Genomic DNA, 17,598 nt, shown 5'->3' with positions numbered 1-17,598 from the left:
CCTGCTACCGGCTCGGCATTCCCTTGCCGCGCATCAACCGCTTCTGCGCCGCGATCCGGAACGGTGCGTTGGGCGCGCCATAGCCCGCGTATTCGCCGCGCCGCTCGACGATCTCGAAGAACATGCCGCCCGCGTAGGGTTTCGAGTAAACCTGAAAGAACGCGCCCTTGGCGTCCTCGTCATAAAGGATGTTCGCGGCTTGCAGCCGGTCGAGCATCGCCGGGGCGATATCGAACCGCGCCGCGAGGTCGGCGTAGTAATTCTCGGACATCGGCAACGACGCGAAACCCCGCCGCGCCAGTTCATCTGCGGTGGCGAATATGTCGTCGGTTGCAAGCGCGATGTGCTGCACCGAGGCTCCGAAGCTGTCGGCCAGGAAGTTGCCCGCCATGGTGCGGTGCGTCTCGGCGCCGTTGAGGGTGATGCGGAAGCCTCCGTCGCCGGTCTCCAAGGCTTGACTACGAACCAGACCGTCGGGGTCGATCACGTCGACCATGGGCGATTTCGTCATCTCGAAGAGCGAGGTGTAGAACAGCGACCAACTGAGCATCTCGTCATAGCTCATGGTCTGGGCAAGGTGGTCGATGCGGGTCAGCCCCGCCCCCGGATCCTGCGAAACGCCGGGCATGAACTCGACACTCCAGACATCGGAAAGTCCGCTGGCTTCGTCGATGAAGTGCAGCACGCTGCCCGAGAGGCCGCGGACCGCCGGGATCTGCAACTCGCCGGGGCCGACGGGCTGGTCGAAAGGTTTCGCGTCCAGCTGTTTCGCGCGCGAAACGGCATCGGACGCGCTGTTAACCGTGAGGCCGATATCGCAGACCGTGGTGCCGTGCATGGCAAAGGCGCTGCTGGCATAGCCCTTGGTTTCGCGGTTCACGACGATGCGAATCGCACCCTGCGTCCACAGCGTCAACGCCTTGGCAATATGTGTGCCGGCGTTCCGGAAACCGAGGGTTTGCAGCAGGGATTCCAGGGTGTCTGCCTCGTCTCCGCGCGTCGCGAATTCGACGAAGGAGACACCCTCGACCGAGGACCGGGCCGGCATCTGCGGCAGATCGCCGTTCAGCGACGGCTCGGCCCGGCGGGTGTCGTCCATCAGCGCGATCAGTGAGCGGTGGCCGTCCATCGCGATGGTTCGCGGTGGGCCGGAGCGGAACTGATCGTTGAAGATCTCGAGGCTGACGGGCCCGGTGTAGCCGGTGGCCATGACCGCGCGCATGAAGTCGGTGACGGCCAGATCGCCTTCGCCCGGCATGTTGCGGAAATGGCGCGACCAGTAGAGCAGGTCCATTTCAATGGCGGGGGCATCGGCCAGTTGCACGAAGAAGATGCGGTCGCCGGGGATGCGGCGGATGGTATCGGGGTCGATCTTGCGGGCGAGCGTGTGGAAGCTGTCGAGGATCAGCCCAACGTTGGCGTGATCGGCGCGGCGCACCACCTCCCACGCGTCGCGGTGGTCGTTGACGTGCCGGCCCCAGGCCAGCGCTTCGTAACCCACGCGCAGTCCGCGTCTGGCGGCGCGTTCGCCGAGTTCGTGGAAATCCGCCGCCGCACGGTCGATGCCGCCCAGCGCCTCCGGATGGCAGGACGAGCAGACCAGCACAAGGTCGGTGCCCAGTTCGGCCATCAGATCGAACTTGCGCTCGGCCCGGTCGAACGCCTTGGCGCGCAACGGGTCAGGCAATCCTTCGAAATCGCGGAACGGCTGGAACAGGGTGATGTCGAGGCCCATGGAGCGGATCAGGTCTCCGACCTCGCGCGGGCTGCCGTCGTGGGCGATGAAATCCTGCTCGAAGATCTCGATCCCGTCGAAACCGGCGGCGGCAATGGCTTCGAGCTTTTCCGGGAGGTTGCCGGAGATCGAGACGGTGGCGATGGAGGTCTTCATATGTCGTCCCCTTGAATGGCGTCACGCAGGGCCGCGTGATCGAGCGGGACGCCGGTAAAGATGTCCCACGCGTCGACGCCCTGGTGGAAGAACAGCTCGTAGCCGGAAATCACCGTGACACCGGCGGCCTTTGCATCCTGCAGGAACCGGGTGTCGACCGGCGTATAGACCGCGTCGAACGCCCATGTGGCGCCATGCAGCGCCTCGGCCTCCAACGGCGTGCCACCGATGCCCACCATGCCGAGCGGGGTGCAGTTGACGATACCGTCGGCGGCTTGCGCGTTGGCGGCGGCGTCGGTGGAGGCCACGATTGTCGTGTCGGTGCCGAGCGCGCGGAGGCTGTCGGCCAGTGCGTCGGCCTTTGCGGCGTCGAGATCAACGCAGCGGATTTCGCTTGCGCCCAGCGCGATCAAGCCGAAGGCCACCGCCTTGCCCACGCCGCCGGCGCCGATCAGGCAGACGGTGCCGGGTTTCGCTGTCCCGGGCACGGAGCGGTAGGCGGATTTGAAACCCGAGTAATCGGTGTTGAAGCCTTTCGGGCCTTCGCCTTCGAAGACGACGGTATTGATTGCGCCCATTTTGCGGACCAGCGGGTCGTCCACCGTGACCTTGGCGGTCACGATCTCCTTGTAGGGATAGGTGACGTTGATGCCGCGGTAGCCCTTGGTCTGCGTCTGGGCGAAGACCTCGTCGAAGGTCTGTCCCAGGTCCTTCGGGATCAGCCGGTCATAGGTGACATCGAGGCCGGCCAGCTTGCCGGCGGTGCGATGCAGGCGCGGTGATTTCGAGCGGGCGATATTATCGCCAATGAGGCCCAGCCTGATACGGCTCATGCGCGGGCCCCGTTGAACAGGCGGGTAAGGGCCCGGGTCCTGAGCGGGGCTTGCGAGACGAAGGTCAGGATGACCGCAATGGCTGTTTGCACAGGTATCCTCCCGGGTGTCGCTGCGATCGGGTCGCCCGATTGCGACCCAAGATAGCGGGGACCATCGCAAATGGTATACAATAACGTCAAATACCCAGACGAGGGTATGATTAACCTGATGTTATTACGTCAAGTGGGCCGGGCCTGCGGCAACCGCGCTGGCCATCTCGCGCCGGAACTGGCGGATGGTGTAGTCGGCAAAGCCCGACAACGCCCTGCCCTTCTTGGTGACGACAAAGGATCCGATTCCGACCGCCTCTTTCAGCGGCCGCCGCACCAGGCCGGGCATATAGACCTCGGCCACCGAGAATTCGTCGATCACCGCGACGCCAAGTCCGTGCCGGACGAGGCTTACCACCGTCTGCGCAAACCGGCCGCGCATGGAATATTCGACCTCCAGCCCCGCCTCGGTGAAAGGCCGGGCGAGCAGCGCGCCGTAGGGATCGGAAGGATCGACGCCGATCAGCGGATAGCGGACGAGGTCGCGGACCGAGATTTCGGCGAGGTCGGCCAGCGCGTGTCCCTCGGGCAGGATCGCCACGATTCGGCCCTCGGCGATCTGTTCGTTCTCGAAGGCGGCGTTCCTGACTTCGGAACTCATGATGACGAATTCGCCGCGTTCGAGCAGCAGGTAGTCCAGCGTTTCCTCGATCTTGAGGATATTGAGGTCGATGAACAGGTCGTCGTACCGGTTGCGCACCCGGCGCAACACACGCGCCGCGATGAACTGCGCAATCGACGGGGCGGCGGCGAAGGCAAGGCGCACATCCTGACCCTTCTGAAGCGCGCCCACCGCCGATTGCAGGTTGGCGACGCCTTTGTAGACCTCGCGCAGCTGGTCGAAGACGCGGCCGGCCTCGACCGAGGGCACGAAGAGCCCGGCCTTGCGTTCGAACAGGCGGATGCCGAGCGATTCCTCGGTGTGCTTGACCAGCCGGCTGATGCCGGGGGCCGAGACGTTCAGCATCTCGGCGGCGCCGCTGATGGTGCCGGTCATCATCACGGCGCGGATCACCTCGATCTGGCGCAGGGTCATCTCGGACATTGACCGGTCCTCCCGCGCCCGAGATTAACGCGGGGTTACGGATGCGCAACCATCGGCAGCCAAGGTTACGCCGCGTGGAACACGAAGGACCGCATCGAAACGGAGCCGAGGTCGATGCTGTCGGTCATGAAGGTCAGTGCGTCGCGGCTGTCCGAGGCGCCTGCGATGGTCAGCGCGGGCAGGTAGTGATCGACCGTCGGATGCGCCTGCGGCAGCAAGGTGCCGAGGCCGTCCCGGTCGGCCAGCGCGGCGAAATCCCGGTCCGTCAGGCGGTCGGCGAACAGCGCGTCGAACGCGAGCGCGAAGTCCATCGGTTTGCCGCCGGGTTTCATGGCGCGCAGGTTGTGGACCACGTTGCCGGAGCCGAGGATCAACACCCCCCGGTCGCGCAGCTCGGCCAGCGTGCGCCCGACCTCAAGCTGGTGTTCCAGCCCGCGCCTCATGTCGATGGAGACCTGGAAAACCGGCACATCGGCTTCGGGGTAGAGGAACTTCAGCACCGCCCAGGCGCCGTGGTCCAGGCCCCAGCTGTCGTCCTCCTGCCCCCGGTGGGAGGCCAGCAGCGTGACCACCTCGCGGGCGAGGTCCGGCTGACCCTTTGCGGGGTATTGCTCGGCATAGAGCGCGTCCGGGAAACCGTAGAAATCGTGGATCGTGCGCGGCATGGCCGAAACGTCGACCAGCGTGGTGCCCTGCGTCATCCAGTGGGCCGAGACGACAAGGATCGCCTTCGGACGCGGCAGGCTCTGCCCGAGAGCGGTCCAGGCGCGGGCATAAGCGGTGTCCTCGATGGCATTCATCGGACTGCCGTGGCCAAGAAAGACCAGCGGCATGCGTTCCGACGGCGCGAAGCGATCGCGAAGCTCTTGAAGGCTGTGGGTTTGCATGGGGCGTCTCCGAATGTGCGGCCGGGCCGCAGGGCTGCGGCCCGGTCCTGCGGTGATCAGGCGAAGCGGCCGAGCTTGGCGTCCAGCACCGGCAGGCGCAGGGCGAGGGCCCCGGCGCCGAGTGTCAGGATGGTACCTTGAACCATAGCCCAGAACAGCGGGAATTCCCAGCCGCCGCCGGCGTTCGAGAAGGTCCAGCCGTTGCCGGCATGCGCCCAGACCGAACCGAGCAGGATGGCGATCAGCGGGATCGAAACCGCGCGCACGCCGACGCCGAGGATCAGCGCAAGGCCGCCGCCGAGTTCGGCGAGGATCGTGAGGTAGGCGAAGAACCCGGGCAGGCCGAGGCTTTCGAAAAAGGCGACGGTGCCGGGAATGGTGAAGACGCTGACTTTGAGCCAGCCGTGGGCAAGGAAGGCGACCCCGCTGGTCAGGCGGAGGACGAAAGCGGCGTAATCGGCGTTGTTCTGGGTGGTCATGTCGGTGATCCTTGATGTTGCTGCGGGCGGCTTGCGGCTATGCCCTGATGCCATGCAGCGGAGATAAGGCTTGCAGACAATCAACAAAATGACGAAGTTATTGAATGACTATCCTTACTATGTTCGCAATATGCCATGGACCTCGTTGATGAACTCAAAGCCTTCGTGGCCACCGCGCAAACCGGATCCTTCACCGCAGCGGCGGATCAGCTTGGTGTGTCCAACCGGTTGACCTCGAAATACGTTGCCGCTTTGGAGGACCGGCTTGGCGTGCGTCTGTTGCAGCGCACCACCCGGCGGGTGGGTGTGACCCCGGCGGGCGAGGACCTGCTGGCCCGGGCACCGGCCATGCTCGACGACCTCGATGACCTGCTGGCCGAGGTGTCAGAGGGCTCACGCGGGTATTCCGGCGTGATCCGCGTGTCGGCGCCGGTGACGTTCGGCGAGGTCTACGTGACGGACATGCTGGCCCGCTTCGGCGCCTCGCACCCCGGGCTGACCTTCGATCTTCGGCTGAGCGACCGCTACGTCGACCTTGCCAGCGACGGCATCGACGTGGCGTTCCGCATGGGACGCACGGACATGCTGTCGCTCAAGACGCGCAAACTGGGAGAATTTCGCACCGTGGTCGCCGCCAGCCCGCGATATATCGAGGCGCACGGCAGCCCGAACAACCCCGCCGACCTTGAGCGCCACGCCTGTATCGTCGACACCAACCGGCGCACGCCGCGCCGCTGGGCCTTCCGGGACGGCGGCAAGGACGTGTTCGCCAACGTGCAGGGCCGCTTCCATGTCAATTCGGCCCGCGCCGCCGCCGGGTTGGCCGTGCAGGGCATGGGCGTGGTCTATGCGCCCCGGTTCGCGCTGGCGGCGGCGCTGGCCTCGGGCGCGTTGGTGCCGGTGTTGGCGGCGTTCGATGGCGACACCGGGCCGCTCGCCGCCGTCTATCTGGAAGGCCGCGCCCTGCCCCGCAAGGTCCGCGCGCTGATCGAATTCGCGGCCGAAGACGTCAGGACGGCGGACATCCTCTGAAGGTCACTCCTGCGTCCCGGTGCGGGCGGCAAAGATGGCACGGGCGACGGCGGCGGCGGGTTGGACGAAGCCTTCGGGGGCAAGGGCCGCGTCCCAGTCGATGCCGCCCGGCGCGATCTTGCGGAGGGCATCGTGCAGAGGGTCCGGCGCCGCGAGTGCCGCCTTGACCAGCCGGGACGCCTGTTGCCGGCCGACCGTCGGGGCGAGTGCGAAGACGGCTGCCTCCGCGAAGACCTCGGGCGTGTCCTCAAGCCGGGCCATCATGGCCGCGGTGTCGGGGCGCAGGTCGGCGGCCAGCGTCGCGGCATGGCGCAACGCGGCGGCGGCGGTCTCGAACAGCTGCGGCAGGAGCAGCCATTCCACGGCCCACATGCCGCCGTCGCGTTCCTCGGCGTGAATGCGGCTGGCCGACAGGCCGGTCTCGCAGGCAAGCGCGACGCGGGACAGCGACAGGATCGCCTCGGCCGTCACCGGGTTGGACTTCTGCGGCATGGTGGACGAACCACCCCCCGTGCCGGCCTGCACTTCGCCGATCTCGCTGCGGCCGGACAGAACCAGATCGCCGGCCATCTTTGCGGTGGCGGTGACGAGGCCGGCAAGCCAGCCTGCCAATCCGCCCTGCGCCACCCGGTCCGTGTGCCACGGCGCAGAGGATGCGAGGCCCAACGTCTTGGCCAAGCCGTCGGCAATTGCAGGGCCGTGTGGCGCAATTGCGCTTTGGCTGCCCGAGGCACCGCCGAACTGCACCTTGAGGGCGCGGTGACGGACGCCCGGCAGATCGGCTTCGAGCGCGATCAGCGGTTGCGCCCACTGCGCGACCCGCAGGCCGAAGGTGATCGGCGTGGCCATCTGGCCGCGGGTGCGGGCGGCCATCAGGGTGATCTCATGGCTGCGGCTGGCCCGATCCAGGTGGTCGATCACGGCGGAGAGCCGGGCCTTCAAAAGGTCCAGCGCGCGGGCGCTGGCCAAAGTCATCGCCGTGTCGACGATGTCCTGGCTGGTGGCGCCCCAATGGACCCAGTCGTCGTGCGGCGGCCCCACCGCTTCGCGCAGCGCGGAGACCAGCGCCGGGACCGGGACCCCCGCTTCGGCCACGCCGTCCGCAAGGCGCGCGGGGTCGATGGTGAGCGCCTGCGCGGCGTCATCGATCGCCCGGGCCGCGCCGGCGGGGATGATACCGAGATCGCCCTGAACCCGCGCCAGCGCCGCCTCGACATCGCGCATGGCGCGGACCAGCGCCGCGTCGTCGAAGCAGCGCGCCATTTCGGAATCGCCGAAGATCGGCCGCGTGAGGAAGGTGTCGGGCATCGGGTCGCCCTACGCCGGGGTCAGTCCGAGGATCTCTCGGGCTTCGGCGACGGTTGCCACCGGGCGGTCGTGCCTTGCGCAGATCTCGGCGGTGCGTTCGACCAGCGCGGCGTTGGACGGCGCGAGAGTGTTGCGGTCAAGCCGCACGTTGTCCTCGAGCCCGGTACGGGCATGACCGCCGGACGAGATTGCCCAGTCGTTCAGCGTTGCCTGGTGCTGGCCGATGCCGGCGGCACACCACGGCGCGTCCTTGCCGAAAAGGCGGTGCACGGTGTGGATGTAGTAATCGAAGACATCGCGGTCGACCGGCATGGCGTTTTTCACGCCCATGACGAATTGCACGTAGGGCGTGCCAGCAAGCTGGCCGCTTTCAGCCATGGCCTTGGCCTTGAGGATGTGGCTCAGATCGAAGGCCTCGATCTCGGGCTTCACATCGTATTTCAACATTTCCGAGGCCAGCCAGTCCACCAGATCGGGCGGGTTCTCGTAGACGCGGGTCGGGAAATTGTTCGAACCCACCGAGAGCGACGCCATGTCCGGCCGCAGCGGCAGCATCCCGCCCCGCGCCTGCCCCGCGCCCGAGCGCCCCCCCGTGGACAGCTGGATGATCATGCCGGGGCAGTGTTTCTCTACCCCCTCCTTGAGACGGGCGAATTTCTCGGGGTCCGATGACGGCGTGCCGTCGTCGTTGCGCACATGGGCGTGGCAGATGGAGGCGCCGGCCTCGAAGGCCGCGTGGGTCGATTCGATCTGTTCCGGCACGGCGATCGGCACGGCGGGGTTGTCGGACTTTGTGGCCACGCTGCCGGTGATGGCAACGCAGATGATGCAGGGTTTTGTCATGTCAGGTATCAAAGAAGACGGTTTCGTCTTCGCCTTGTATGCGGATGTCGAAGCGGTAGACGGGGCTTCCGTCACGCTCGGAGCGGGTTGCGATCAGCGTGGGGCGGCGGCTTTCCCACTCGATGAGGTTGAGGACGGGATCGGCGGCGTTGGCTTCGCGCTCGTCATCGAAATAGAGCCGCGTGTTGAGCCCGATGTTGATGCCCCGCGCGACGATCCAGAGGTTGATGTGCGGTGCCATCCTCCGCCCGTCACGGCTGACGACCGCTCCGGGTTTCACCGTGTCGAAGCCCCATTCGCCGGTGTCGAAGTCGGTGATGACACGGCCCCAGCCGCGAAAGCCTTCTTCGACCGGGCCACCGCCTTCGGGGTGCGCATAGTGGCCCTCGGCATTGGCCTGCCACGCTTCGAGCATGACATCCTTGATCGGGTTGCCCGTGCCGTCACGGACAAGGCCCTCGACGCGGATGCGTTCGCCGCTTGCGTTGGGGCCTGCGATGTCCCAGCCGAGTTCGCGGTCATAGATATCGAAGCCCGCAGCCCCGGGGGCGAGGCCGATGTGGACGTAAGGTCCGGCGGTCTGCGAGGGGGTTTCCCTGAGATAATCCATGTCAGTTCCCCTCCAGCCGGTTTTCGAACATCGTCGACCGCCGCCCGCGCAGCACGATGTCGAAGCGGTAGGCAATGGTATCTAGCGGGATCGTCGCGTTCATGTCGAGCCGCGCGATCAGCGCCTCGACCGCCTCGGCGTCGGGCAACGACTGCAGGATCGGACAGAGCGGGATCAGCGGGTCGCCCTCGAAATAGAGCTGGGTGATCAGGCGCTGGCAGAAGGCGCTGCCGAAGAGGCTGAGGTGGATATGCGCCGGACGCCAGTTGTTGACCTGGTTGCGCCATGGATAGGCGCCGGGCTTGATGGTGCGGAACACATAGCGGCCCTCGTCGTCGGTCAGCGTGCGCCCGCAGCCGCCGAAGTTGGGGTCGATGGGCGCAAGGTAGCTGTCCTTCTTGTGGCGATAGCGCCCGCCGGCGTTGGCCTGCCAGATTTCGACCAGCGTGCCGGGCTGGGGGCGGCCGTTCTCGTCCAGCACCCTGCCGTGCAGCAGGATGCGTTCGCCGATGGGGTCGCCCTGTTGGGCGTAGTTGCGGATCAGGTCGTGATCCAGCGGCCCGATGTCGCCCCGGTCGAACACCGGGCCGGTGATCTCGCTTGTCGTCTGGTCGAGGCTGATCAGCGGCAACCGCGGAGACCGCGTGACCGAGGTCTTGTAGGCAGGGGTCAGGGCAGCCGGGTGCCGGCCCCAGTCGCGCATGTAGTAATCGCTCATGCGGGCGTCTCCATGTCAGCGTAGGTCTGTTTGGCCAGCTTGATGGCGTGGTTGGCGCGTGGCACCCCGGCATAGACGGCGACGTGCAGGAAGGCTTGGATGACGTCGTCCTTGCTGGCGCCGGTGTTGGCGGTGGCGCGGATGTGCATCGGAATTTCCTCGAAATTGCCGGTGGCGGCCAGCAGCGCCAGCGTCAGCATCGACCGGTCGCGGCGGCTGATGGTGTCGTCCGACCAGACGGTGCCCCAGGCGCCCTCGGTGATAAGGGTCTGGAAGGGCAGGTCGAAATCGGTCTTTGCGGCCTCGGCGCGGTCGACATGGGCATCGCCCAGCACCGCGCGGCGGGTTTCCATGCCTTTAGACATGCGGTCGGTCATCGGGCGTGCTCCTTCAGGAAGGGAGAGAGGATGGCGGCATAGGCTTGCGGATTTTCGACGCAGGGCAGGTGGCCGGCGCCGTCGATCAAGCGGGTTTCCGCACCGGGGATCAGATCGGCGGTGGCCTTGACCAGACTGGGCGGGCTGGCGCCGTCGTGGCTGCCGGCTATAGCTAACGTGGGCAGCCGCAGGGTGGCGGTCTGCGCGGTCAGGTCGGCCCCGGCGATGGCGGCGCAGCAGCCGAGGTAGCCTTCGACCGGCGTGCGGCTGAGCATGTTACCCCAGAGCCGGGCGGCGTCGGTGTGGCGGAAGGCGGGGCCGAACCAGCGGTCGAGGATGGCACCCTCCATCGCGGCAATGCCGCCCTCGCGGATGGCGGCGATGCGGTCGTGCCACATGGCCGGTTCGCCCATTTTCGCCGCGGTGTTGGACAGCACCAGAGCGCGGATCAGATCGGGGCGTTTCGCGGCCAGAACCTGCCCGATCATGCCACCGATCGAGAGGCCCACGAAGATCACGTCACGCAGGTCCAGCGTGTCGAGCAGCGTTTCGGCATCAGCGGCCAAGTCGTCGATGCTGTAGGGACCGGGCGGGCAGTCCGACAGCCCGTGGCCGCGCTTGTCGAAACGGATCAGGCGCAGGCCGTGGGGCAGTTGCGGGATCAGTGCGTCCCAGAGCCTTAGGTCCGTGCCGAGCGAATTGGCAAAGACCACCGGCTGGCCGTGCGGGGCACCGTCTTCGCGCAGGGGCAGCGTGACGCCGTTTGCAACGACCGCCCGCATCAGTAGGGCAACCCGACGTAGTTCTGCGCCATCGCCAGTTGCGCGGCCTCGTTCGAGCGCAGGAAGTCCAACTCGGCCACCTGCATCTTGAGGTCAAACTCCGACTGATCGGGATAACGGTGCAGGAGCGAGGAGAACCACCACGAAAAGCGCTCGGCCTTCCAAACCCGGCGCAGGGCGTTTTCGGAATAGCTGTCGATGCCGTCGGTGCTGTTGTCGCGGTAATAGCTCTTCAGTCCCTGATAGAGGTAATGCACGTCCGAGGCGGCAGTGTTCAGCCCCTTGGCCCCTGTCGGCGGCACGATATGGGCGGCATCGCCGCACAGGAACAGCCGGCCCCAGCGCATCGGTTCGGTCACGAAGGAGCGCAGCGGCGCGATACTCTTTTCGATCGATGGGCCGGTGACCAGCTTCTGGGCCATGTCGCTGGGAATGCGGCGTTTGAGTTCCTCCCAGAAGGCGGCATCGGTCCAGTCGGCGGGGCTCTCGCTCAGCGAACACTGGATGTAGTAACGGCTGAGATGGTCGTTGCGCATCGAGCAGAGCGCGAAGCCACGGCGGGAGTTGGCATAGATTAGCTCGTGATGCACCGGCGGGGTTTCGCTGAGGATCCCGAGCCAGCCGAAGGGATAGATCTTTTCGTATTCACGGCGGACCGACAGCGGCATGGACTGGCGGCTGACTCCGTGGAAGCCATCGCAGCCGGCAATGAAATCGCAGTCGATCCGGCGCGACGTGCCGCCGACGTTGCAGGTGACATAGGGCGCGTCGCTGTCGGCATCGTGGATAATTACGTGCTCGACCTCGTACAGGATTTGCGCGCCGGCCCTTTCGCGCGCGTCATAGAGATCGCGGGTCACCTCGGTCTGGCCGTAGACGATCACCGACGTGCCGGTCAGCCCTTTGAAATCGATGCGGAAGGTCCTGTCGCCGCAAGAGACCAGCGTGCCGTCGTGCACGTACCCCTCGGTGTGCAGGCGGTCGGCGCAGCCCGCCTCTTCCAGCATATGCACGAGGCCCTGCTCCAAAACTCCGGCGCGGATGCGGCCGAGCACGTAGTCCTTGGTCTTGCGTTCCAGCACCACGCTGTCGATCCCGGCGCAGCCCAACAGTTGGGACAGAAGCAGACCCGACGGCCCGCCACCGATGATCGCAACCTGGGTTTTCATCACGGGCTCCCTTCCTTGCCGCGTTTATCACATATTGCCGTTGATAATAAAAATGAGATATCAGGCAGATTACTTGTCAATTTCGGTATGCTTATGGATCGCCGCATCAAGTTCCGCCACCTTGAGGCGTTCAGCGCCATTGCCCGCGCCGGCAGTCTGAAGCGCGCGGCGGAACAGTTGCACCTGACGCAGCCGGCGATTTCGCGCACGCTCAAGGAGCTGGAAGAGATCATCGGCACCACCCTTCTGGAGCGCAGCCGCGCCGGTGTCAGCCTGACCGGCGAGGGTGAGGTGTTCCTGCAATTCGCCGAGCAGAGCACCGCGGCGTTGCGCAATGGGCTGCGCAGCCTGCGGTCCGGGGGCGCGGCGGCCGGGCAGTTGCGGGTGGGCGCCTTGCCGAGCGTGGCCTCCGGCCTTCTGCCCGGCGCGGTGATGCGGTTCACCGAGACCAACCCCGACGTGCTGCTGCAAATCCACGAAGGCCCGCACGAGGATCTGACCGGGCGGCTGCGCAGCGGCAATCTCGACATGGTAATCGGGCGGCTGGGGCGGCCGCAGTCGATGGACGGGCTGAGCTTCCGACAGCTCTATTCCGAGGCCGTGGTGGTGGTGGCGCGCGCGGACAGCCCGGCGCAGTCCGTCGCGCGGTTCGAGGATCTTGAGCCATTCCGCGTGCTCTATCCGCCGCAGAACTCGGCGATCCGGCCATTGGTGGCGCGGTTGCTGATCGCGCAGAGCGTGCCGCTGTTCGAGAACCGCATCGAATCTGCCTCCAGCTCGTTCGGGCGGGCCATGGTGCTGGCCGATCCGCGGACCGTCTGGTTCATCAGCCGGGGTGTCGTTGCCGACGACATTCGCGCGGGGCGGCTGGCGGCACTGGACATCGACACCGGGGCCACCGTCGGGGCCGTCGGCATCATGAGCCGCGCCGATGAAATCGCGCCGGCCACCGTCCGCGCCTTCGCGCGCTGCCTGTCGGACGCGCCTCAGGCGACGTAGAAGAACAGCGGCACAGGCGCCACGGCGCAGATCACGGCGGCAAGGTAGAGCGGAAAGGGAAACAGGCCCGAAGCGCCCGCAAGAAAGGCCAGCCCGCCGCCGCCGCCCAGAAGCGAGTTGCCAGGGGTGTTCAGAAGAACCACAAATGCAAGGTAACGGTATCGCAGCAGCCTGCCCTTCAGCGCCCGGGGCAAGGCGTCATCCAGCATCGCCCGGCGACGTGCGGCGTCGGCCCCTTCCAGCCGGTGTGCGAGGTTTCCGGCGCGGGTCAGGCCCAGCCAGTCCAGCAAGCGGCCCAGCAGGGGCATCGGCACCAGTCGCGCCACCCAATAGGACAGCACCAGCGCACCGACCATGCCGAGGAATACCCACAGGGCGGCCTCTCTGCCGAACAACATCAACAGCGCAAAGCCGATCTCTGCGCCCGGCACAAAGGGAATGGCGACCGTAACGACGTAGACCAGCAGGGCCGCGACCACGACGCGGCGCAGGGCTGTTTCGCTCATGGGCAACCGATCGGGCAAGGCGTCGCGTATCGCCATGCCCAGCAGTGAGCCACCCACCAGCAGGACGCCGTAAAACAGGATTGCCCGTCGCGCCGTCCAGATCCTTGCGAAAATGGCGGTCACGCCAAGTCCGCGCCGTCAGGCACAGCTTTGATCAGGTTCTGGCCGATGTCGGACTGCGGGACACTTGTGGAGCCCATCGGGGGCCTCCTCTCACCGGCAGTTTACGCTTGGGCAGGATAGCGCGCAATGCGCGCGCTCACACCCCGAAGTAGTCGCGGTACCAGTTGACGAAACGCCGGACCCCGTCGCGCACTTCGGTCTTCGGCTGGTAGCCGGTCAGCCTGCGCAGAAGAGTGGCATCGGCCCACGTGGCAGGCACGTCGCCGGGCTGCATCGGCAGGAAGTTCTTCTCGGCCTCGCGGCCGGTCGCCTCTTCGATGGCCTCGATGAAGGACATCAGCGGCACCGGCTCGGAGTTGCCGATATTGACCACCCGGTAGGGCGCAACCGGCGACAGGCTGTCGCCCTCGGGCACCGCGCCGTCCGCGGGGCGTTCCGGCGCGGCGTCGATCAGCAGGCGGATGCCTTCGACAAGATCGTCGATATAGGTGAAGTCGCGGCGCATGTCGCCGTGGTTGTAGACGTCGATCGGATCGCCGTTCAGGATTGCCTTGGTGAATTTGAACAGCGCCATGTCGGGCCGGCCCCACGGCCCGTAGACCGTGAAGAAGCGGAACATCGTCGTCGGAATGCCGTAGAGATGGGCGTAGGAATGGCCCATCGCCTCGTTCGCCTTCTTGGTAGCGGCGTAGAAGGACATCTGGCTGTCGGCCTTGTCCGTCTCGGCATAGGGCATGTCGGTGTTGGCACCGAAGACCGAGGAGGTGGAGGCCAGCAGCAGGTGCTTGCAGGGTGTGGCGCGCACCGCCTCGAGCAGGCGGAAGGTGCCGATCAGGTTGGCCTCGACGTAGCTTTCGGGATTGTCGATGGAATAGCGCACCCCGGCCTGCGCGGCGAGGTGCACGATGATGTCTGGCTGCACCTCGGCCACGAGGTCCTGCAGCACGCCCTCGCGCTCGAGCCGGTCGTTCACCGCGCGGAAGCCGGGGCTTTGCAGCAGCATCGCCTGCCGACGCTTTTTCAGCGCGACGTCGTAATAGTCGGTCAGGGCGTCGAAGCCCACGACCTCATAGCCCTCGTTGAGGAGCCGCTGGCAGAGGTGAAAGCCGATGAAGCCGGCCGCGCCGGTAACGAGCGCCTTTGGCATCGGTTCAGCCTTTCATGGTCTCGGATTCGCGGCCGCGCCCGATCGAGACGTAGTCGGTGAAACCGGCCTTCTTCAGCGTCGCCGCATCGTAGATGTTGCGCAGGTCGGCCATCCGGGGCGCGGCCATCAATGCCGCCATCCGCTCAAGGTCCAGCGCGCGGAACTCGTTCCACTCGGTCAGGATGGCGACCACGTCGGCGCCCTCGGCGGCTTCATAGGCGTCGGCGCACCAATGCACACCGGGCAGCAGCGCCTCGCCCTCGTGGCGGCCCTGCGGATCGGTGACGCGGACCTTGGCACCGCCGCCCACCAGCGCCGGCACGATGGTCAGCGAGGGCGCGTCGCGCATGTCATCGGTATTGGGCTTGAAGGTCACACCCAGCACCGCGATGGTCTTGCCATTGAACGAGCCGTCGCAGAGATCGCGCAGCTTTTCGACCATGCGGCGCTTGACCTCTTCGTTGATCTGGATGACCGCCTCGGTGATCTGCATCGGGCTGGCGTGTTCCTGTCCGATCCGGGCCAAGGCCTTGGTATCCTTGGGAAAGCACGATCCGCCATAACCGGGTCCGGCGTGCAGGAACTTGTTGCCGATGCGACCGTCCATGCCCATGCCCTTGGACACCTGCTTGACGTCGGCACCGACCTTTTCGCAAAGCGCGGCGATTTCGTTGATGAAGGTGATCTTCACTGCGAGGAAGGCATTGGCCGCGTATTTGATCATCTCGGCGGATTCCAGATCGGTGGTGACGATCGGGAAATCGCGAAGATAGAGCGGGCGGTAGATCTCTTCCATGACCTTGGCGGCCCGGTCGGTCTGGACACCGACGACGACGCGGTCGGGTTTCATGAAGTCGTCGATGGCGGCGCCTTCCCGCAGGAACTCGGGGTTCGAGGCGACGTCGAAATCGAAGTCGGGGTTGGCCTCGCGCATAACCTCGGCAACCTTGCGGTTGGTACCCACCGGCACCGTCGATTTGGTGACCACGACGGTGTAATCCCGCGCGGTTTCGGCGATTTCGCGGGCGGCGGCCATCACGTAGGTCAGATCGGCGTGACCGTCACCGCGCCGGGTGGGCGTGCCGACGGCGATGAACACCGCCTCGGCCCCGTCCAGCGCCTGCTTCAGGTCAAGCGTGAAAGACAGCCGTCCGGCTTCGACGTTGCGCTGCATCAGCCGGTCGAGACCGGGTTCGAAGATTGGCACCTTGCCCTGATTCAGCAACTCGATCTTGCGGGGGTCCTTGTCGACGCAGACCACCTCATGTCCGAAATCGGAAAAGCAGACCCCAGAGACGAGGCCCACATAGCCGGTGCCGAGCATTGCAATCTTCATGATAATTCTCCACCGCAATTTGCCCGACGTTCTGCGGCAGGCGGCATTGCGATGCAAGGTCAAAGGGTCGCGCGATCCCGCGTCAGATCCGCCCGACCTCTTCCAGCAAATCCAGCAACTGCCTGATCTTCTGCTTGCCAAGCGCGTCCTGAATGCGGCGGGCGATGGCGCGGGCTTGCTCGGCATGGTTGGCCAGCACCTGCCGTCCTGCGGCGGTTATGGTGACAACGTGTCGGCGGCGGTCCTGCTGGCTGGTCTCGCGGGTGACAAGACCCTTTTCGGCCATGGTCTGGACGATGCGTGTCTGGCTGGGCATCAGCAGGCAGGAGCGTTCGGCCAACTGCGTGGCATCCTGTGCACCGAACTCCTCAAGCACGCGCAGGATGCGCCACTGCTGTTCGGTAAGCCCGCTGGGCTGCAACATTTCGCGGATGGGGCCCATCAACCGTTCCCGCGCGCGGATCATGGCGATTGGCAGCGAGTCGGCGATGGGCGGCATGTCGATCTGAGGGTGTGCCGCAGGTTTCTTGCTCATGAGCAAGATGTAGACGCTACCAAACCTGCCTGCCAGCGATTTGCCTGACCCTAAGTTACCTTTCGATTAACATCGCAAACGTGAACATGGGCCCCTCCGCACCGACCCGGAGGCCAAGGCAGAAGCCCGCCCAACCGGCCGCATTTTCCGAGGTCACGGCGGCTGGCTTGCACCATTCGCGCTCCGGTTGACGCAGGATCAAGACCACGGCAATCCCGCCGCTGTGACGGTCGTCCGCGATGCTATATTCCATCGGATAGGTGCTCATCCCGACGGAGGCGTGCAAGGCGCGGCCAGTCATGGCACAAACTGCACAGCACGGGGGTACGCTTCGCCATGGCACTGCTTTTATGCCGACGCTCATTGCTTGCGGGTCTTGCGGCCGTCTGCGGCGCTCCGGCTGCGCTTGCCTGCAGATTGCCCGATCCCCTCGGACCAGTGGTCCTGACGGTGTCGGGCGCCATAACGCATTATAACGGCGACGGGGTCGCGCGCTTCGATCTCGAGATGCTGCGCAGCCTGCCATCGCGGGAATTCACCACCTCGACCATCTGGACCGAAGGCACGTCGACCTTTACCGGCGTGTCCCTCGATATGATGCTTGCTCATCTAGGGGCCAGCGGCAGCCGCCTGACCGCCACAGCCATCAATGACTATGCCACCGAGATCCCGGTCACGGACGCAACGCCGGATGGCCCGATTATTGCCTATGCGATGGACGGGCAGCCGATGTCGCGGCGCGACAAGGGACCGCTGTGGATCGTGTATCCTTACGACTCGTCCCTCCGGTACAAGAGCACGGTGATCCACACCCGCAGCATCTGGCAGGTTGACCGCATCGACGTGCGCGACTGAAGGCGGGCAACCGCCTTTTCGTTTCCGTGAC

The 17,598-nt window shown here is 65.9% G+C and carries 20 protein-coding genes; 3 read left to right on the top strand and 17 right to left on the bottom strand.

What is annotated here, in order from left to right; all coding sequences use genetic code 11:
* Positions 1–4: 4 nt before the first annotated feature.
* The 5 genes from AC04PT_RS07345 to AC04PT_RS07325 all read right to left on the bottom strand — a co-directional run bounded on the left by AC04PT_RS07345 (position 5) and on the right by AC04PT_RS07325 (position 5,227).
* A complete protein-coding gene (locus AC04PT_RS07345; protein WP_482872975.1) occupies positions 5–1,891 on the bottom strand; it encodes a bifunctional sugar phosphate isomerase/epimerase/4-hydroxyphenylpyruvate dioxygenase family protein in 1,887 nt (628 codons plus the stop codon).
* Positions 1,888–2,724 carry a shikimate dehydrogenase family protein gene (locus AC04PT_RS07340; protein WP_482872973.1) on the bottom strand — a complete coding sequence of 279 codons (837 nt, stop codon included), beginning with the start codon at positions 2,722–2,724 and terminating at the stop codon, positions 1,888–1,890. Before AC04PT_RS07340 ends, AC04PT_RS07345 begins: the two co-directional genes overlap by 4 nt.
* A gap of 216 nt (positions 2,725–2,940) precedes the next feature.
* The gene (locus AC04PT_RS07335) at positions 2,941–3,861 is read right to left on the bottom strand and encodes a LysR family transcriptional regulator (RefSeq protein ID WP_482872972.1); all 921 of its coding nucleotides are present in this window, start codon (positions 3,859–3,861) and stop codon (positions 2,941–2,943) included.
* 65 nt (positions 3,862–3,926) lie between these two features.
* The gene (gene ygiD / locus AC04PT_RS07330; RefSeq protein WP_482872970.1) at positions 3,927–4,748 is read right to left on the bottom strand and encodes a 4,5-DOPA-extradiol-dioxygenase; all 822 of its coding nucleotides are present in this window, start codon (positions 4,746–4,748) and stop codon (positions 3,927–3,929) included.
* Between the two features lie 56 nt (positions 4,749–4,804).
* Positions 4,805–5,227 (bottom strand): DoxX family protein, encoded by a 423-nt coding sequence (locus AC04PT_RS07325; RefSeq protein ID WP_482872969.1) that lies wholly within the window; start codon positions 5,225–5,227, stop codon positions 4,805–4,807.
* A 135-nt stretch (positions 5,228–5,362) separates the two neighbouring features.
* On the opposite strand from AC04PT_RS07325, the gene AC04PT_RS07320 reads away from it, so the two are divergent.
* Positions 5,363–6,259: a LysR family transcriptional regulator gene (locus tag AC04PT_RS07320; protein ID WP_482872968.1), complete on the top strand. Its 897-nt coding sequence runs from the start codon at positions 5,363–5,365 to the stop codon at positions 6,257–6,259.
* Between the two features lie 3 nt (positions 6,260–6,262).
* Here the strand turns inward: AC04PT_RS07320 and AC04PT_RS07315 are convergent, their stop codons facing one another.
* Genes AC04PT_RS07315 through pobA form a run of 7 tightly spaced genes read right to left on the bottom strand, consistent with a single transcriptional unit; the run spans position 6,263 to position 12,066 of the window.
* Entirely contained in the window at positions 6,263–7,567 is a 1,305-nt protein-coding gene (locus AC04PT_RS07315) for a lyase family protein (protein ID WP_482872966.1), read from the bottom strand.
* A 9-nt stretch (positions 7,568–7,576) separates the two neighbouring features.
* Positions 7,577–8,410: a 3-oxoadipate:acetyl-CoA acetyltransferase gene (locus tag AC04PT_RS07310; protein ID WP_482872964.1), complete on the bottom strand. Its 834-nt coding sequence runs from the start codon at positions 8,408–8,410 to the stop codon at positions 7,577–7,579.
* A gap of 1 nt (position 8,411) precedes the next feature.
* Positions 8,412–9,020, bottom strand: a complete 609-nt coding sequence (gene pcaG, locus AC04PT_RS07305) for a protocatechuate 3,4-dioxygenase subunit alpha (RefSeq protein WP_482872962.1) — start codon at positions 9,018–9,020, stop codon at positions 8,412–8,414.
* Position 9,021: 1 nt separating this feature from the next.
* Positions 9,022–9,738, bottom strand: coding sequence for a protocatechuate 3,4-dioxygenase subunit beta (gene pcaH, locus AC04PT_RS07300; protein ID WP_482872961.1), 717 nt, complete (start codon positions 9,736–9,738; stop codon positions 9,022–9,024).
* Positions 9,735–10,115 carry a 4-carboxymuconolactone decarboxylase gene (gene pcaC, locus AC04PT_RS07295; protein WP_482872960.1) on the bottom strand — a complete coding sequence of 127 codons (381 nt, stop codon included), beginning with the start codon at positions 10,113–10,115 and terminating at the stop codon, positions 9,735–9,737. Before pcaC ends, pcaH begins: the two co-directional genes overlap by 4 nt.
* A complete protein-coding gene (gene pcaD / locus AC04PT_RS07290) occupies positions 10,112–10,897 on the bottom strand; it encodes a 3-oxoadipate enol-lactonase (protein ID WP_482872958.1) in 786 nt (261 codons plus the stop codon). Before pcaD ends, pcaC begins: the two co-directional genes overlap by 4 nt.
* A complete protein-coding gene (gene pobA / locus AC04PT_RS07285) occupies positions 10,897–12,066 on the bottom strand; it encodes a 4-hydroxybenzoate 3-monooxygenase (protein ID WP_482872957.1) in 1,170 nt (389 codons plus the stop codon). The genes pcaD and pobA overlap by 1 nt, the downstream gene beginning before the upstream one ends.
* A gap of 93 nt (positions 12,067–12,159) precedes the next feature.
* On the opposite strand from pobA, the gene pcaQ reads away from it, so the two are divergent.
* Positions 12,160–13,065, top strand: coding sequence for a pca operon transcription factor PcaQ (gene pcaQ / locus AC04PT_RS07280; protein WP_482872956.1), 906 nt, complete (start codon positions 12,160–12,162; stop codon positions 13,063–13,065).
* On the opposite strand, the gene AC04PT_RS07275 is transcribed toward pcaQ, so the two are convergent.
* The 5 genes from AC04PT_RS07275 to AC04PT_RS07255 form a co-directional block, all read right to left on the bottom strand.
* On the bottom strand, positions 13,053–13,694 hold the full coding sequence (locus AC04PT_RS07275; RefSeq protein ID WP_482872955.1) for a hypothetical protein: 642 nt from the start codon (positions 13,692–13,694) through the stop codon (positions 13,053–13,055). The genes pcaQ and AC04PT_RS07275 overlap by 13 nt on opposite strands.
* A 136-nt stretch (positions 13,695–13,830) precedes the next feature.
* Positions 13,831–14,841 (bottom strand): NAD-dependent epimerase, encoded by a 1,011-nt coding sequence (locus tag AC04PT_RS07270; RefSeq protein WP_482872954.1) that lies wholly within the window; start codon positions 14,839–14,841, stop codon positions 13,831–13,833.
* Between the two features lie 4 nt (positions 14,842–14,845).
* Positions 14,846–16,177 (bottom strand): UDP-glucose dehydrogenase family protein, encoded by a 1,332-nt coding sequence (locus AC04PT_RS07265; RefSeq protein ID WP_482872953.1) that lies wholly within the window; start codon positions 16,175–16,177, stop codon positions 14,846–14,848.
* 82 nt (positions 16,178–16,259) lie between these two features.
* Positions 16,260–16,712, bottom strand: a complete 453-nt coding sequence (gene hpaR, locus AC04PT_RS07260) for a homoprotocatechuate degradation operon regulator HpaR (RefSeq protein WP_482872952.1) — start codon at positions 16,710–16,712, stop codon at positions 16,260–16,262.
* Positions 16,713–16,767: 55 nt separating this feature from the next.
* Positions 16,768–16,980, bottom strand: a complete 213-nt coding sequence (locus AC04PT_RS07255) for a hypothetical protein (RefSeq protein WP_482872950.1) — start codon at positions 16,978–16,980, stop codon at positions 16,768–16,770.
* A gap of 149 nt (positions 16,981–17,129) precedes the next feature.
* Between AC04PT_RS07255 and AC04PT_RS07250 the strand changes: the two genes are divergently transcribed.
* Positions 17,130–17,567 (top strand): putative pterin-binding protein, encoded by a 438-nt coding sequence (locus AC04PT_RS07250; protein ID WP_482872949.1) that lies wholly within the window; start codon positions 17,130–17,132, stop codon positions 17,565–17,567.
* The last annotated feature ends 31 nt before the right edge of the window (positions 17,568–17,598 follow it).

Source organism: Litorisediminivivens sp. KMU-197 (assembly GCF_056858395.1).
Note: the sequence above shows the minus strand (reverse complement) of the source record. Positions and strands in the feature narration are given on the sequence as shown.